Source organism: Gemmata sp. SH-PL17 (assembly GCF_001610855.1).
GTDB lineage: Bacteria > Planctomycetota > Planctomycetia > Gemmatales > Gemmataceae > Gemmata > Gemmata massiliana.
The window spans coordinates 4,819,960-4,834,497 of the sequence record NZ_CP011271.1; the positions used below are offsets into that span (position 1 = coordinate 4,819,960).

The window sequence follows — 14,538 nt, forward strand, 5'->3', positions numbered from 1 at the left end:
GCATACCTGCCGCAAAAAGGGGCCGGTGTGGCACTCCTGAAGCGATTTTCCGACGCCCTGCGCTCGATGTTCACATCGAGCGCGCCCGCAGCCCCGTCTGCGGCGGAGCGCGCCGTTCGGCTCGAACAGCAAATCCGCCGGCTCGTCGACGAGATGCCGCCGCTGCCAGTCACGGCAACGCGGGCACTCGCCCTGATGGAAGACCCTAACGTCTCCCTCGCCGCCATCGCCGACCTGATCCGGGAGGACGCGGCGCTGGCGACCGGGTTGCTCCGCGTCGCGAACAGTGCCCTCTTCGCCGGTGGTGCGCCGACCATCCGGCTCGATCAAGCGGTGGTGAGGCTCGGGTTGTGGACGTGCAGAAGTATGGTCACTGCGATCGGGTTGCGCGGACGGCTCCGCGGGCGTGCAACCACCGGGGAATTCGAGCGCCGAACGCTGTGGCACCACGGGTTCGTGACCGCGTCCATCTGCGCGCAACTCAACCGCACGCACCGACTCGGGTTCCACGGGGAAGAATATTCGGCCGGGTTGCTCCACGACCTCGGCCGGGTGCTGATCGCACTCGCCGACCCGGAGAGCCTCGCCCTCGCGGGCGCGATGGACTTCCGGGAAGAGGGCGACCTGCTCGCGCGCGAGCGCGCCGTGATCGGTGCCGATCACTGTGCGCTGGGCGGGTGGTTCGCCGAACTGAGTAACTTGCCGCCGGAACTGGTCGAAGTGATCCGGCACCACCACACGCCGCGCCCGCCTGGCGCGGGGTCGCGCCTCGTGGCTCTCGTGGCCGCGGCCGACCACATGGCCAACCACCTCCAGTGCGGCGGAACGACCGAGAACTACAACCCGCTAACGAACCCGCGGCTGCCCTTCCTGGTCGCGGGGTGGGGTGGGGAACGTCAAAAACGGCTAATCGCGACGCTTCCCGAACTCATGCGTGACGCGGTCACCACGGCCGAGCGCGAACTGAGTTCGCACTAGTGCGGTGAAAAACCTTTGCTAACCGAAGCAAAATCGCACAGGCCACTTCCCGTTTGAGCGCGGTAGCAAATGTTTTATCCTTCTGGACGTTACGCCAACGGTTACAGGCAAACGTCTGTATTCGTTTGCTTCGGACGGCAAATAAATACAAACATTTACCAGCAAATTAATTCTAAATTCGGCTGCAGAGTTTGACTTGAGCTCTAACGAACTGGATGCTGACGAAGACTGGAAACCGCCGCGGCGCGAGCGCCGCGAGAGGCCTGATGACGACGGATTCATCGATGTCGAGTTGGCCAGACGCGCGGTCGCGGCTCCAGCCGTCGCGCTCCTCGTCGGGTGGTGCTTCCTCAGCCTAATCGCCCTCGCGTTCCTCGCGATCGCCGTATGGACACTCGCTGTCCCGGAGGCACTGTCGCCGGGGGCCAAGAAGGAGCAGCCGATAATGCTCGCCCTCGGCTTCGGCTACCCGCTAGCTACGGCCGTCGGCTTGTATGGTGCGTGGCGGATGCGGCAATTGCGGGCGTACCCGTGGGCGATGGCGTCGGCCATCCTGATGATGCTCGCCCTCTCGTGCGGTTTCATCGGGATCGTACTGGGTATCTGGGCGCTAACGGCGCTCAACCGTCCGGAGGTGCGGCGGGCGTTCCGCAGCAAGACGCATTAGGCGAACCAAGCGCTGCGCGTACCCCGACCCGCATGCAGACTTTCTGAGATGTGTAGCTCATCGAGCGGGCCGGGCAGGTGCAGCGCTTGGTTCGGCAAGAGAGGGTGAAGGAAATCGGATGAGAACATTGGCTCTGGTAGGCGGCGTGCTGCTGATCGCGTTCGGAGCGTTGGCGGGCGTATCAACGGGCGCGGTGAACGCTCAAGCTGCACGTAATAACGTACCTGCGGACCAACGGTTCTGGAACGCGGTCGGTGGTGCTCCATGTAGCTTGATGTGCGTCGGCGGCGGTGCCCTGTTCGTGGCCGTGGGTACGCGCAAGCCCCGCCGAGTGAGATCCCGCTCGCGCGTGGATAAAGACAACCGCGACGACGAGGGAGCACGTTCGGCTCGGCCGTGGGACACGAGGCGACGGTAGACTCATTGCACACTCTGGGCAGTTTCGCAGTGGCCGAGCCAGCGCCGCACTTGACCCGACCCGCACGACGATTTTTTAGGGTTCGTAGCTCATCGTGTGAGCTGGGCTGGAGAGCGTAATCGTTCAGCGGGGAAGGCATCAAGCGATAATGGTGTGATCCATTCCCTACGCCGGAGTCGAGTCACACTACTTCGGCCCCAATCGCCTCGCCCCAAGCAGCGGCTATCCCATCGCCGTATTAAAACCGGTACCAAAACCGAAAAGAGTGTCCGATCCGGATTCCTTGTTGATCTTGCCCCTGTGGGGCGTCCATAGTGGTAAGGAACGTTTGCTCTTACCTGGGGCCGCCAATGCACGCCGCAGCCGCAGCCATTGCCCTCGCAGTTCTGGCAACGCCGGCACCCAATAAGGGTGCGAGCGAAACCGTCCGGACCGGGTTGAAGTGGCTCGCCGCCCAGCAGAAAGCCGACGGCACGTGGGAGGGGCTGAACGGTATCTCGCCCACCACGATCACCGCGACCGCCGGACTCGCCCTCCTGATGGAAGGCAGCACGCCGAAGACCGGAACCTACGCACCGCACATCCGCAAAACGATCGACTGGTTCGAGGCGAACACGAACGACAAGGGGTTACTCGCCAGTAACTCCATGAACGAGATGTACCAGTACATCCAGAGCCACGCCCACGCACTGTTGTTTCTCGCGTGCGCCTACGACTCGGACGACGATGACGACCGGCGCAAGCGGGTCGCGAAAGTGCTGGACAAAGCCACCAAGTTCCTCCTGGAGCGCCAGAACACGAGCGGCGGGTGGGGGTTCGTTGCCCCGGGCGAGAACGGCGGGTACGACGACAGTCAGTCCACGGGGATCGTGCTTCAAGCTCTCATCGCCGCCCGCAAGGTCGGGATCAGCGTACCGAAGACTGCGACCGATAAGGCAGTGCGGTACCTGACCCGGGCGACCAATAAAGAAGGTGGGGTCATTTACAGCATTGCGAACGGAATGCTCCCGGCGGGTAACGACGGGCAACCGATGTTCAGCGCGATGGCCGCGGCCGATGTGCTCATGCAGGACGGCGGGCGCCCGGAACAGTTGGCGAAGTGGGTCAACAACGCGAACAGCACGAACACCCCGCAGCAGCTCCGTTTCCTCCGCGACGGCGGTGTGTACGCGATGCTACAGCAGTACCAGCTCGCGCGAGTCGCGTTCGCACTGGGTGAGAACGGGCACCGCAAGATCGACACAGAAACGGCGGACCAAAATCTCCTCCGCTGGTCCGAAACGCGCACAAAGCTGTTCAAAACCCTCAAGGACATGCAGTCCAAAGACGGGAGCTGGGCCGATGTCAATTTCGGCCCCAGCTATTCTACGGCCGTCGCGCTCGTGATCCTACAACTCGACAACGACTATCTCCCCGCACTCTCTCGCTAACGAACACGAGAACCGCGGAGATCGGTGAAAAGCGACGGGGCACGAAAGAAGACCGAAGAAAAGAGTTGGAGTAATTCCACTCTTGGCCTTCGGTTTTCTTTCGTGCCCGCCGCGCTTTTGGGTGGCCGATCCCCACGGTTTCTTTGATCTTGCCAAAACTGTGACCGACTTCGTCCTTCACGATTCCTTCAATTCCCTTGCTTTCCTCGCGCGCTCCGTGAAGAATGACCACGGAGTGTAAGGACCGATTCATGTTCATCTACCCGGCAATTGATCTCCTTAACGGCCGCGCCGTGCGGTTGAAGCAGGGCGATTACTCGCAAAAGACCGAGTTCTCGGACGACCCGGCCGCGGTCGCGCGGCGGTGGGTCGAACTCGGCGCCGATCGCATCCACGTTGTCGACCTCGACGGCGCAAAAGCCGGTAAGCCCACCAACGGCGCCGTTATTCGCGCGATCGTCGAGGCCGTAGGGGTTCCGGTTCAACTCGGGGGCGGGTTGCGTACCGACGCCGACCTCGAAACCGTCTTCGGGTGGGGCGTGCGGTGGGCCGTGCTCGGTACCAAAGCACTTCAGTCCCCGGACTGGACCCGCACGGTCGCCAAGCGCTACCCGGATCACATCGTTCTGGGCGTGGACGCGAAAAACGGGTTCGTCGCGACCGAGGGGTGGCTCGAAGTTTCTCAGGTCAAAGCCGTCGATCTCGCGAAGCAGGTCAGCGATTCGCCGCTCGCCGCGGTCGTTTACACGGACATCGCAAAGGACGGGATGATGAGCGGCCCGAACTTCGCCGGGCTCGCGGAGATGAAGGCCGCGGTTCCGCTCCCCGTCATCGCCAGTGGAGGCGTTTGTACTCTCGATCACGTGCGCCGACTGATTGACGAAGGGATTCCGGGCTGCATTATCGGCCGCGCACTTTATGAAGGGAGTCTGGACCTCGCAGCCGCACTCGCACTGACGCGGCCACCTCAGTAGAGGCGACCACTTAACGCGCCAGTGTTCTCCTCCTCTCTCCGATTGGAGTTCACGTCATGGCCGTAAAACATGTGGTGGAAAACGTAAGGGACATTGCACTCGTTGGGCACCGCGCCGCGGGCAAAACCAGCCTGGCCGATGCCCTCCTCTTCGATGCCCACGCGGTCGATCGACTCGGGAGCGTGGATGATGGGACATCGGTCGCGGACGCCGACGACGAAGAACACAAGCACCACTTCTCCATCGACACCCACGTCCTCCACGCCGATCACGACGGCAAACACCTCAACATCCTGGACGCCCCCGGCTCGCCGGACTTCATCGGCGCCGCACTCGAAGCGCTCGCGGCGGTTGAAACCGCGGTGATCGTCATTTCGGCCGTCAACGGCGTGGAGATGAACACGCGGAAGATGTTCCAGGAAGCAACCGCGCTGGGCCTGTCGCGGGCGATCGTCATCAACAAGCTCGACGCCGACAACGTCGACCTGCCCGGGTTGGTCGATACCATCCAGACCGCGTTCGGGAAGAACTGCGTGCTGTTCAACGTGCCGGACCGGACCGGCCCCGGGATGCGCGAGATCTACTGCCTGCTCGACCCGCGGCAGATCCTCCCGCCGTCCCTACCGGTCGATGCCGCCTCAGCCCGGAGCCAGCTCATCGAAGCGGTCGTCGAGTCTGATGAAGCGCTGCTCGAAAAGTACCTGAGCGAAGGTAAGGTCACGCTGGCGGAACTGGAGGCCGACATCACCCGCGCGATGGACTCGGGGACACTGATCCCGATCTTCTGCGCGTCCGCGAAGAAGGACAAGGGCGTCAAAGAGCTGCTCGACGCACTCAGCCGCTACGGGCTGTCGCCGGCGTTCTCGCGCAAGCGCCTCGAAGGGTTGCAGGTCGGGTCGAACGGGTCCGCGCACCAGCTCGAACCGACCGAGCAGGAAGAGTTCGTCGCGCAAGTGTTCAAGGTGGTCAACGACAAGTTCGTCGGGCACCTGAGCTTCGTCCGCGTGCTCGCCGGGAAGCTCCAGCACAATCACAACGTCGTGAACCTGCGCAGCGGGCAAACGCTCCGCATCGGGCACCTGCTCGAAGCCCAGGGCAAAACGACCACACAGGTTCACGAGGCCGGACCGGGCGACATCGTCGCCATCGCGAAAGTCGAGGGGCTGGAAATCGGTGACACGATCGCGTACACGAACCACGCGCCGAAGCTCCCACTCCCGCACTTCCCCACGCCGATGTTCGGGCTGGCGATCGAGCCCAAGACTCGCGGGGACGAGCAGAAGATTTCCGTCGGGTTGCACAAACTCGCGGCCGAAGACCCGACCGTAAAGGTCACGCACGACGCCCAAACGCACGAACTCGTCATCAGCGGCGTGAGCCAACTGCACCTGGACATCATCCGCGAGCGCCTAAAAGCCCGGTTCGGCGTCGAGATAAACACGAAAGAACCGAAGATCCCGTACCGCGAAACGATCAACGGCGACGGTGCGGGAGACCACAAACACAAGAAGCAGACCGGCGGGCGCGGGCAGTTCGCCGAAGTCCACATGCGCATTTACCCGCTGTCGCGCGAGATTAAAGACCAGGCTCAGTGCGAGTCCGAGTTCGCCAATAAGAGCCGCTTCGAGAAGCTCCGGAGCGTGCATTACGACCCCGCGTTCAACTTCGCGTTCATCGACCACATTGTGGGTGGTTCGATCCCGAACAACTTCCTCCCCGCGATCGAGAAGGGGTGCAAAGAAATGCTGGAGCGCGGGGTGCTGGCCGGGTACCGCATCCAGGACTGCGCCGTGGAGGTCCACTTCGGTAAGTACCACGACGTGGACTCGTCGGAAGCCGCGTTCAAGACGGCCGCGCGCCACGCCTTCAAGAAGGCGTTCATGGTGGCCCGGCCGTCACTGCTCGAACCGATTGTGAAGCTCGAAATCACGGTCCCGACCAAGTACACCGGAGCCGTACTAGGCGACCTGCCAACAAAGCGGGCACACGTCGAGAACCAGGACAGTCTACCCGGCGACATGACTGTCATTTACGCGCGGGCACCGCTCTCCGAGGTGGCCCGGTACGCCGCGCAACTGGGCGGCATGACGCAGGGTCAGGGGTCATACGCGATGGAATTGAGCCACTACGAAATGGTGCCCGCGAACGTGCAACAGCAGATCGTGAGTCGGTCGCAGCTCAAGGACGTTGAAGACGAGTAACAGAAACAGGCCTCGCACCGCCGCCCCCGGCGGCGCACCACCAGCGCAACCCGCGCCGGCGGCGCGCCCACCGGGGGCGGTCGCACGAAACACTTGTTGAAGCCCCCACCCGTCGCCGATAATCCTAGAAGTACCTCACATCGCGCGCACCCTGGGAAGCACCCGCATGAACGCGGTTTACGATTTCTTCATCAAAGAGTGGTACTTCTCCATCCCGCTCGTCATCATGTCGCTGATCGCGGCGGCGCTGGTCATCTGGCGCCTGCTACTGAACAACACCGCGAACACGGATATGGACGACTTCCTGCCACTGTTCCAGCAGACGCTACGAAAGGGCGGGGTCAAAGCTGCGGTGAGTCTGTGCAGAGAAGAAAAGGGGCTGATCCCGAGTCGCCTCTTCATTGCGGGTCTGGAAGCCGCCGACCAGGGGGCTGCGGCCATGCGTCGCAGTATGGCGAACGAGAACGAACTGGAAATCGTCCCGCGGCTCCACTTCCTGCTCGCACCGATTCTCGCGATCGCGAAGATCGCAACGATGGTGGGGCTGTTCTTCACCGTCATCTCGATGATTAACACGTTCAACGCGATCGGTGAGGGCGCGTCCAGCGGAAAGGCGAAGGAGATCGGCGGGCACGCCTCCAAGATCGGCCTCGCGCTGTTCGCGACCGCGCTCGGGCTGTTCACCGCAATCCCGCTCGTGTTCAGCCACGTGCTGTTCAAGGACTGGATCGCGAAGTTCGAGATCCGCGTCAAGGCCTCGTCGCAGAAGCTCATCACACTCGTCACCAATTACAAGAAAGACCCGAAACTGCTCGACCAGCCCGAAAAAGAAGACGCAGAGGACGAGGACGAAAACGACCGCGCCCGCCGGAAGCGCAAAGCACGAGCAGATTGAAGTCCGAGCCAACGCCCGTCGATCACGCCACGTTATCCCGGTGAAGTGTTTCTGGTGCGGCGATGCTCGCCGCACTCCCGTGGGCGGATCGCCCGCGGCCCCGAGATCACTTGCGAGTTCCGCCAATGGCCGCGATTCCGAAGGCGTTCGACGTGTGGTTCGTCGCCGCGAACACGGTCTACAAGGCCGTGCCGTACAACGTCGTCGCCGACTGGACGCAACAGGGCCGGCTCGCGCGCACCGACAAGGTGCGCCCGGCGGGAACCACGACGGCGTGGGTCGCGATCAGCGATTACGACTTGCTCGCCGACTACCTCGCGCGCCCGTCCCCCGCGACCGCCGCGCCTGCTCCGCTCGCGATCCCCGACGCAGACGATCAGGCCCCCGCGAGCGCACTGCCCGCGGAACCCGCGCCGGTCGAACTCCCGGACCCGGAGCCAGGAGAACGCATCCGGCGGCCGGAAGACGATGACGAAGTCGACATGATCCCGCTCATCGACATCAGCATGGTGCTGCTTGTCTTCTTCATCATGATCCAGGCGGCCGGCGCGCTCGCACCCGTAGACGTCCCGGAAATGAAGTACGCGGGCCAACTCACCAGCGACCCGGACGCGGTCACGATCACCATCGAGAAGCTCAACACCGAGGACGTGTACTACGCGGTCCGCGTCGGCAACGTGGCGCCCAAACCGAGCCACGACCAACTACGCACCCCGGAAGAGGCGCTCAAGGCACTCAACGAAGTTCTCGTCGGTGTCACGCGCCCCCCCGAGGTGCGCATCGCGTGCCGCAAGGATCTGCCGCGCGAGCGCGTCTACGAGTTACGGCGCGAACTCGAACCGCTGCGCAAAAAGGGCATCATCAACTCCACCGTCGCAACCGTCGTTGAGGCACCCGAAAAATGAGCGCGTGGTACGTGCGCAAGGAAGGTTCGCCGGAGGTGCTCGCCCTGCCGACCGCGGTGGAGGTGCTCACCGGGTTGCGTGACGGGAACTTCCTCCCCACCGACGAAGTAAGGGGACCGACCGACGCGACGTGGTGCGCGATCGAGGTTCACCCTACGTTCGCGGAAGCGGCCGAGTACATCGACCCGCCCCCACCAGAGGTGGCCGACGACACGCACCTCGACATGAACCCGCTGATCGACGTGTGTCTCGTGCTGCTCATCTTCTTCATCCTCACTATCACTTACGCCTCGATCGAGCGCGCGCTCGACGTACCGCCAGACACGGCCGACGAAAAAGGCGCGCCACAAAAAATCGACATTAAGGACATCAAGGACCGAATCTTCAAAGTGATTGTGAAGATGGACGGCGAGCGCCCCATCATCAAGATCGAGGGCAAGGAAGTGACACAGGATCAGGTCTTCACTGAAATGCAGAACATCATTAACACGACCGGGCGGAAGGAGATGCTCCTCGACATCGACAAAGTCGTCCCCTGGGGCGTCGAAACCGCGATTCTCGACGCCGCGAAGGGCAACAAGGTCCACAACATCATCAACAACCAGCGGAAGTAACTTTCTCCAGCTACCTATCTCCAAGCGGTCCCGTGGTTCGCCCAACTTCGCGCCTCGCACCATCACAATCGGCAAAATCGCTCAAGTCCCCTGCCCCGTCCGGTCGAATACAAGCGATGGGGGAACGGAGCCGGCTCTTGGAGCCGAGCCTGTGGTGGCGCGACCGGGGAGAAGTGCCGTGAGCGATACGCGAGGCCTGCTCGATCGAATTTCTGCGTTCCGGCAACGGCTCGACGCGACCCCGCAACTGATCCCGGATGCGTTCCCGGTCGACGCGGACAGCGCCTCGGTCGTTTCCGAGGCCGAAACGTTCCGGATGTCCCTCAAGCGCATCGCCGGCAGCGAACCCGAAGCCATCGTCAAACCGCGCCCGCAGCAATTGCAATTCACGGAACGCGCCCAACGACTCCTCGCGCGAACCAAGGAACTACTCGATCGCCAGCGGAAGTTCACGGACGAACCACTGTTCACGGCGTTCGCGAGCGCTGGCAAGCCGGACGCACTGGTGGACTACCACCGGGAAACGGTCGGGGTGCTCGATTCGATCGTGCGACTCGCCCAGGCGTTCCCGGACTCGGCCGGTGCGCAACTCAAGATGTGCGAAGGGCTGACTGGGTTGGTCGGGGTCGTTATGGACCGACTCGCAGTCCAGGAACGAATCCTGAAGCAGCGCCGAACGGACGTTGAACGCATCGACCGGCTCGCCGGGTTCTTCGCCTCGATCCACTGCAACCTACCGACCACACTGGAAACGGTCGCCGCGCTCGCGGAGGAGATCCTCGAAGACGCGCGTCTGGCGAAGCCGATCCGGTTCGTGTCCGCGCCGGTCGATTCGGCCCACGGTCCCGGCGGGACCGTCGCGTTCCCGGTGCCGGCCCGGTTCGTCGCGGCGCATGCGATCAACGTCGCGCAAGTGATTGCACGGGTCGTGCCCTTCGACTACGAATGGGCCGCACGCCCCCTCGCACCGGTAGTCGCGGCACTCATCATGGATTGCGGGATGGTGACCGTGCCGTCCGCGCTTCTGATGAAAACGGACCCGCTCACGGCGGACGAGCGCCGCGTGCTGGAAGCGCACCCGAAGCTCGGGGCGGAACTGCTGCTCTGGCGCTTCCCGAACCTCGCCGGCCCGCTCGCCGCGGCCATCGCGACGCACCACGAGCGCGCGGACGGGACCGGGTACCCGGGCGGACTGGCCGGGTCGCAAGTGCCCCCTCTCGGGCGCCTGCTCCGGGTTGCGGACGTGTACGCGGCGCTGAACGAGGACCGCCCACACCGCTCGGCAGCCGATCCGCGTGCCGCACTCACCGAAGTGCTCATGGCGGCCGAACAGGGTGAGGTGGACCGCGACTTCGCCGAGTACCTGCTGAACCTGTCGTACTACCCGGTGAACACGGTGGTCGAACTCACCGACGGGCGGGTCGCATTCGTCGTCGCGAACCACCCGAACCGACTCGACCCGCGCACGCCGGGGCGCCCGGTCGTCGCGGTTCTAACGGACGCGGAGGGCGGGATGCTTCCCCGCGTCGAGCACCTGGACTTGTCCGCCGCGGACCACGGCAGCATCGTGAAAGCAGTCCCCGCGGCACGGCGCCGAGAACTCCTGGGGAGCCGATACCCCGATTTGGTCTAGAAGTCCTACGACGGTAAGCAGGAGCCGGGGCCGGAACCGTCGATCGCCCGATGGTCCGCCCCGGTACCCGTTTCCCGACCGGGACTTCAGCCCTCCAATTCATGAAGTCCTACCTCCTGGCAACGCGCCACCCGTGGGTGTGTTTCCTGTTCCTCCTCCCGCTCCTGGCGGCTTACGAAGGCGGGCTGTTCTGGCTCGGCGGCGACCAGGCGGTCCGGTTCCGTAACGGGGCCGATGCGTGGTTCCGCTGGGCACTGGAAGTCTTCGGCGCGGGCCACGTTCTGATTGCCCCAGCCATCGTGCTGGGCGTGATGCTCATCTGGAGCTGGTGGCGCTGGGCCGACCGCCCGGAAGACCCGGTGACGGCGTGGTTCGGAATGGCGTTCGAGAGTGTGCTGTTCGCGGTCGTGTTGTGGCAGTTCAGCCGGAACTTCGGGCCGATCATCGACGGCCTCGGGATCAAGCTCCAGATCACCGTCCGCACGGCCCCCGCTGCTCAAATCCTCACGTTCATCGGTGCGGGTATTTACGAAGAAGTGCTGTTCCGTCTCGGTTTGTTTGGTGGGCTGGTACTCGTGTTGCGTGTCATTGGGATTCCGGGGATGGTTGCCATCCCGGTGGCCGCCTTCGCTGCTGCGGCAGCCTTTGCCGCAGCGCACCACATCGGTCCTTACGGGGAACCGATGCGAGCAGACTACTTCGTGTTCCGCACCACAGCCGGGCTGTACTTCACGCTCTTGTTCGTGACCCGCGGGTTCGGAATCGCGGTCGGTGCCCACGCGGGGTACGACGTGCTGGTAGGTGTTGTTGTCGTGTAACGAATTGCAGCCTTGAGGCGAACGGCCGGCGTGAGCCGGCTGGTATGAGCAAATCACTCCTACCAGCCGGCTCACGCCGTTCGCGTTGTCGTTTACGGGAGGACGGGCTGCGGAACCACCAGTCCCCCGCCCGGAACTCCAACGAAACCTGGTGTACCGATCAGGTTCCGGATCAGTTCGTCTTTGATGCGAATGATCCCGGTCCCGTCGAGTTCGGCCTCATTGAACGCCCCTGATATTTTGAACTGACCACTCACTTCCGCCGGGTCTTCGATGTTCGCCCGCAGCGTCACGTTCACGACAACCTGGAACTGCCCGTTAGCCACATCTTCCACCGCGTAGGCGATGTCAAAGTGGACCGCCTTCGCGTCGTCCGGCGGTTCGACGAACGCGATCAGTTGGTGCCCGATTGGGGGAAGCGTTTCCGTGGCCACGAACCCGGCCGGGAGCTGGATCGGCTGCCCCCACGACTGCGCCGCGAACGTGGTATTCACCCCGTCCGCGAACTGCGTGCGGAGCGCGTTCTCGCGCGTCCCCTTCGAGCCCGCTTTGCCCGCGGGCGAGCGCGTTTCGGTGACCCGCAGTGACACCACCGGCTGGTCGGCAGTGCTGAGGCCCTTGAGCACATCGGCCATACCCTGACCGAGTCGCCGGTCCGCAGCGTTTTTCTGCACGTGCGTAATAGCCGGGTCGTAGAACCGCGCGAGTTTTTCGAGCACCTGTTTGCGGTGGAGTGTGTTGCGCGAGTCCACGAGGTAGGCCCGGAGGAACCGCGGCTCTAACGACGGTGGGCTCGTTTCCTTCGTTACGAGGTCGTAGAGCGCGTCGTCGCGAACCACCGGGTTGATGACGAACGCCATGACCACGAAGCACATGACGCTACCGAGGAAAATGAAGACGTAGGGCAACAGCGCGGGCAGCGAGTGCCCCTCGCGCGCGGGTTCGTCGGGCACCTCGGTGATGTCGAGTTCGATAAGCCGCAGGTTGACGTTCCCCTCGGCGTCCTTCGGCTCGTCGCCGTTCTTGGCCACGTACCGCGCCAGCCCACCGAGGTCGGCCGGTTCGATCTCCCCGCGCGCCCCGCCCTCCGGACTGCGCGCCCACGCCAGATAGTTCAGGAACGTCACCATGTGCTCGGCGCGGCCCTCGTGCTTGAGCGTGACCGATGCGCTCCGGCGCCCGCCCAGCATGACGTTCACGACGCTGTTCTGGTAGTTCCCGTTGCTGTCGTAATTGTGCGTGTAGTTCGCGTCGACCACGTCATCGACGCGCGTAACGGTGACCTGTTCGCGGTACGCCTCATACATGAACAGCGGGTCGACATAAACCCATGTCCCGGCGTTCTTCGCGCCCCGTCCGCGGAACTTCGCGAACAGGAGCCAGCTCCCAACGAGCAACCCGGCGGTTTGCAGGAACGCGACGCCAATGGGATCGTTGTAAATGATCCCGAGCCACGTGGTGAGCGTTAACAATAACGTGGTAATGATGATGATCGGACCCGCGATGCAGCCGCACCCGGGGAGCGCGTCGGTAGTGTGGACGAACACGCCCGGCGACCCGACGCCCTCGTTTTCGCGAACCGCGGTCAGGTACTCGCGAGTTCTGTCGTCGAGTTCCTCGAAAATAAACGTCTTGGGCATTCCACCTCTCCGATAGTCCCAAATCGCGTGTTCTAGATGCGTTGAGTCGATACCTGCGGCCTTGTTCGATGGCGCAGGTATCGGGCACATTCGGGTTTCGACGTTCGACCCAATGACATCCGACTACAACGCTACCCCACCATCTGATGCGGGATAAAGCGGCTCGTGTTACCGGTCACGAGTGACACGTCTTCGCGGATGCCCATGCCGCACGCCTCGCCGTTCACGACCCAACTCCCGAGCACCGGGTAGCGCCCGTCGTGCGGTTTCAACTGGCTCGCAAGCGCCTGGTACACATACGGCCCGCCCTGGTACGGGCCGTCCGTGCTGTGTGCAACCCGCCCGCCGACGACGACCTCGATATTCGCCCCCTCGCGTGCGTGAATCGGCTTCTTCACGTAGCTCCCATCCGTCAACGGGTCGAACGAGGCCGGCAACAGGAACGGGCTGTTGGGGTGCCGTTCGTACAGGAGCGGCAGGATGCTCTTACAACTGAGGATCATCTTCCACGGCGGTTCGACCCATTTGGTCGGCGCCGTGCGGAGGTGCAGAGCGAACTCCTCTTTCGTCATCCACTCCCACGGGTACAGTTTGAAGCACCGGTTGATCGGAAACCCGGTGTTGTCCACGAACACGCGGCGCGGGCGGTCGTACCCGATGTCGGTGACGTCGATGAACGAGGTCTTCGCACCGGCCTGGATCGCGACGTCGCGCATGTATTCCGCGGTGATGTAGTCCTCGGGCGTGTCCAGTTTGGTCATCGCGGCGAAATGGATCGGGCCACCGTCGCGCTTGAGGACTTCCTTCCAAGCGTCAATCAGGTGCTCGTGGATGCTGTTGAACTGGTCGCCGCGCTCGTCCACGTCCTTGAGCCACATCCACTGCGCAACGGACGCTTCCACGAGCGCCGTCGGGGTGTCCGCGTTGTATTCGAGTAGCTTGGGCGAGCCGACGCCATCGTAAGCGAGGTCGAACCGACCGTACACCGACGGCTCGTCATTCTCCCACGACCGAACAACGTACTCTTCAAACTCTTGTGGGATAAGGAACAGCCCGAACAGGCGCTTGTCGATGACCTCTTGGACGAGGTCGAGACACATCTTGTGAAGAACGTTGGTCGCCTCTTCGATGACGTCGATTTCGTAGTTCGTGAACTGGTAGAACGCGGACTCGTCCCAGTACGGCTCGCCGCGGAGGGTGTGGTAATACAGCCCGAACTCTTCGACCCGTTTCTGCCAGTTGGGTCGGGGATCGACGGTGACCCGGCGCACGGTCCACCTTCTGGAAAGTGAGGGGAAATAAAAAAGGTAAAAGAGAAAAAGGAATAAACACCCGCGTGTGCGGGCTAGGTTCCTTTTTCCCTTC

The 14,538-nt window shown here is 63.2% G+C and carries 12 protein-coding genes; 10 read left to right on the plus strand and 2 right to left on the minus strand.

Annotation, left to right across the window (positions count from 1 at the left end; genetic code table 11):
* The first annotated feature begins 27 nt into the window (after nucleotides 1-27).
* The 10 genes from VT84_RS19925 (at nucleotide 28) to VT84_RS19970 (ending at nucleotide 11,533) form a co-directional block, all read left to right on the plus strand.
* A complete protein-coding gene (locus VT84_RS19925; RefSeq protein ID WP_052555060.1) occupies nucleotides 28-978 on the plus strand; it encodes an HDOD domain-containing protein in 951 nt (316 codons plus the stop codon).
* Between the two features lie 196 nt (nucleotides 979-1,174).
* Nucleotides 1,175-1,645, plus strand: a complete 471-nt coding sequence (locus tag VT84_RS19930; protein WP_052555062.1) for a hypothetical protein — start codon at nucleotides 1,175-1,177, stop codon at nucleotides 1,643-1,645.
* A gap of 768 nt (nucleotides 1,646-2,413) precedes the next feature.
* Nucleotides 2,414-3,493 carry a prenyltransferase/squalene oxidase repeat-containing protein gene (locus VT84_RS19935; RefSeq protein WP_052555064.1) on the plus strand — a complete coding sequence of 360 codons (1,080 nt, stop codon included), beginning with the start codon at nucleotides 2,414-2,416 and terminating at the stop codon, nucleotides 3,491-3,493.
* A gap of 251 nt (nucleotides 3,494-3,744) precedes the next feature.
* Nucleotides 3,745-4,467: a 1-(5-phosphoribosyl)-5-[(5-phosphoribosylamino)methylideneamino]imidazole-4-carboxamide isomerase gene (hisA, locus tag VT84_RS19940; RefSeq protein ID WP_052555646.1), complete on the plus strand. Its 723-nt coding sequence runs from the start codon at nucleotides 3,745-3,747 to the stop codon at nucleotides 4,465-4,467.
* Nucleotides 4,468-4,523: 56 nt separating this feature from the next.
* Nucleotides 4,524-6,668 carry an elongation factor G gene (locus tag VT84_RS19945; protein ID WP_052555066.1) on the plus strand — a complete coding sequence of 715 codons (2,145 nt, stop codon included), beginning with the start codon at nucleotides 4,524-4,526 and terminating at the stop codon, nucleotides 6,666-6,668.
* 166 nt (nucleotides 6,669-6,834) lie between these two features.
* Nucleotides 6,835-7,563 (plus strand): MotA/TolQ/ExbB proton channel family protein, encoded by a 729-nt coding sequence (locus tag VT84_RS19950; protein WP_052555069.1) that lies wholly within the window; start codon nucleotides 6,835-6,837, stop codon nucleotides 7,561-7,563.
* Between the two features lie 125 nt (nucleotides 7,564-7,688).
* Complete coding sequence (locus VT84_RS19955; RefSeq protein ID WP_052555071.1) at nucleotides 7,689-8,468, plus strand: ExbD/TolR family protein; 780 nt, start codon at nucleotides 7,689-7,691, stop codon at nucleotides 8,466-8,468.
* Nucleotides 8,465-9,082: an ExbD/TolR family protein gene (locus tag VT84_RS19960; RefSeq protein ID WP_052555073.1), complete on the plus strand. Its 618-nt coding sequence runs from the start codon at nucleotides 8,465-8,467 to the stop codon at nucleotides 9,080-9,082. The genes VT84_RS19955 and VT84_RS19960 overlap by 4 nt, the downstream gene beginning before the upstream one ends.
* 178 nt (nucleotides 9,083-9,260) lie before the next feature.
* On the plus strand, nucleotides 9,261-10,715 hold the full coding sequence (locus VT84_RS19965) for an HD-GYP domain-containing protein (RefSeq protein WP_082840740.1): 1,455 nt from the start codon (nucleotides 9,261-9,263) through the stop codon (nucleotides 10,713-10,715).
* A gap of 101 nt (nucleotides 10,716-10,816) precedes the next feature.
* The gene (locus VT84_RS19970) at nucleotides 10,817-11,533 is read left to right on the plus strand and encodes a type II CAAX prenyl endopeptidase Rce1 family protein (protein ID WP_052555648.1); all 717 of its coding nucleotides are present in this window, start codon (nucleotides 10,817-10,819) and stop codon (nucleotides 11,531-11,533) included.
* 92 nt (nucleotides 11,534-11,625) lie between these two features.
* Here the strand turns inward: VT84_RS19970 and VT84_RS19975 are convergent, their stop codons facing one another.
* Together VT84_RS19975 and VT84_RS19980 are read right to left on the minus strand one after the other, a co-directional pair.
* Nucleotides 11,626-13,173, minus strand: coding sequence for a hypothetical protein (locus VT84_RS19975; RefSeq protein WP_052555077.1), 1,548 nt, complete (start codon nucleotides 13,171-13,173; stop codon nucleotides 11,626-11,628).
* Nucleotides 13,174-13,304: 131 nt separating this feature from the next.
* Nucleotides 13,305-14,444, minus strand: a complete 1,140-nt coding sequence (locus VT84_RS19980) for a glutathionylspermidine synthase family protein (RefSeq protein ID WP_052555079.1) — start codon at nucleotides 14,442-14,444, stop codon at nucleotides 13,305-13,307.
* Between the last annotated feature and the right edge of the window lie 94 nt (nucleotides 14,445-14,538).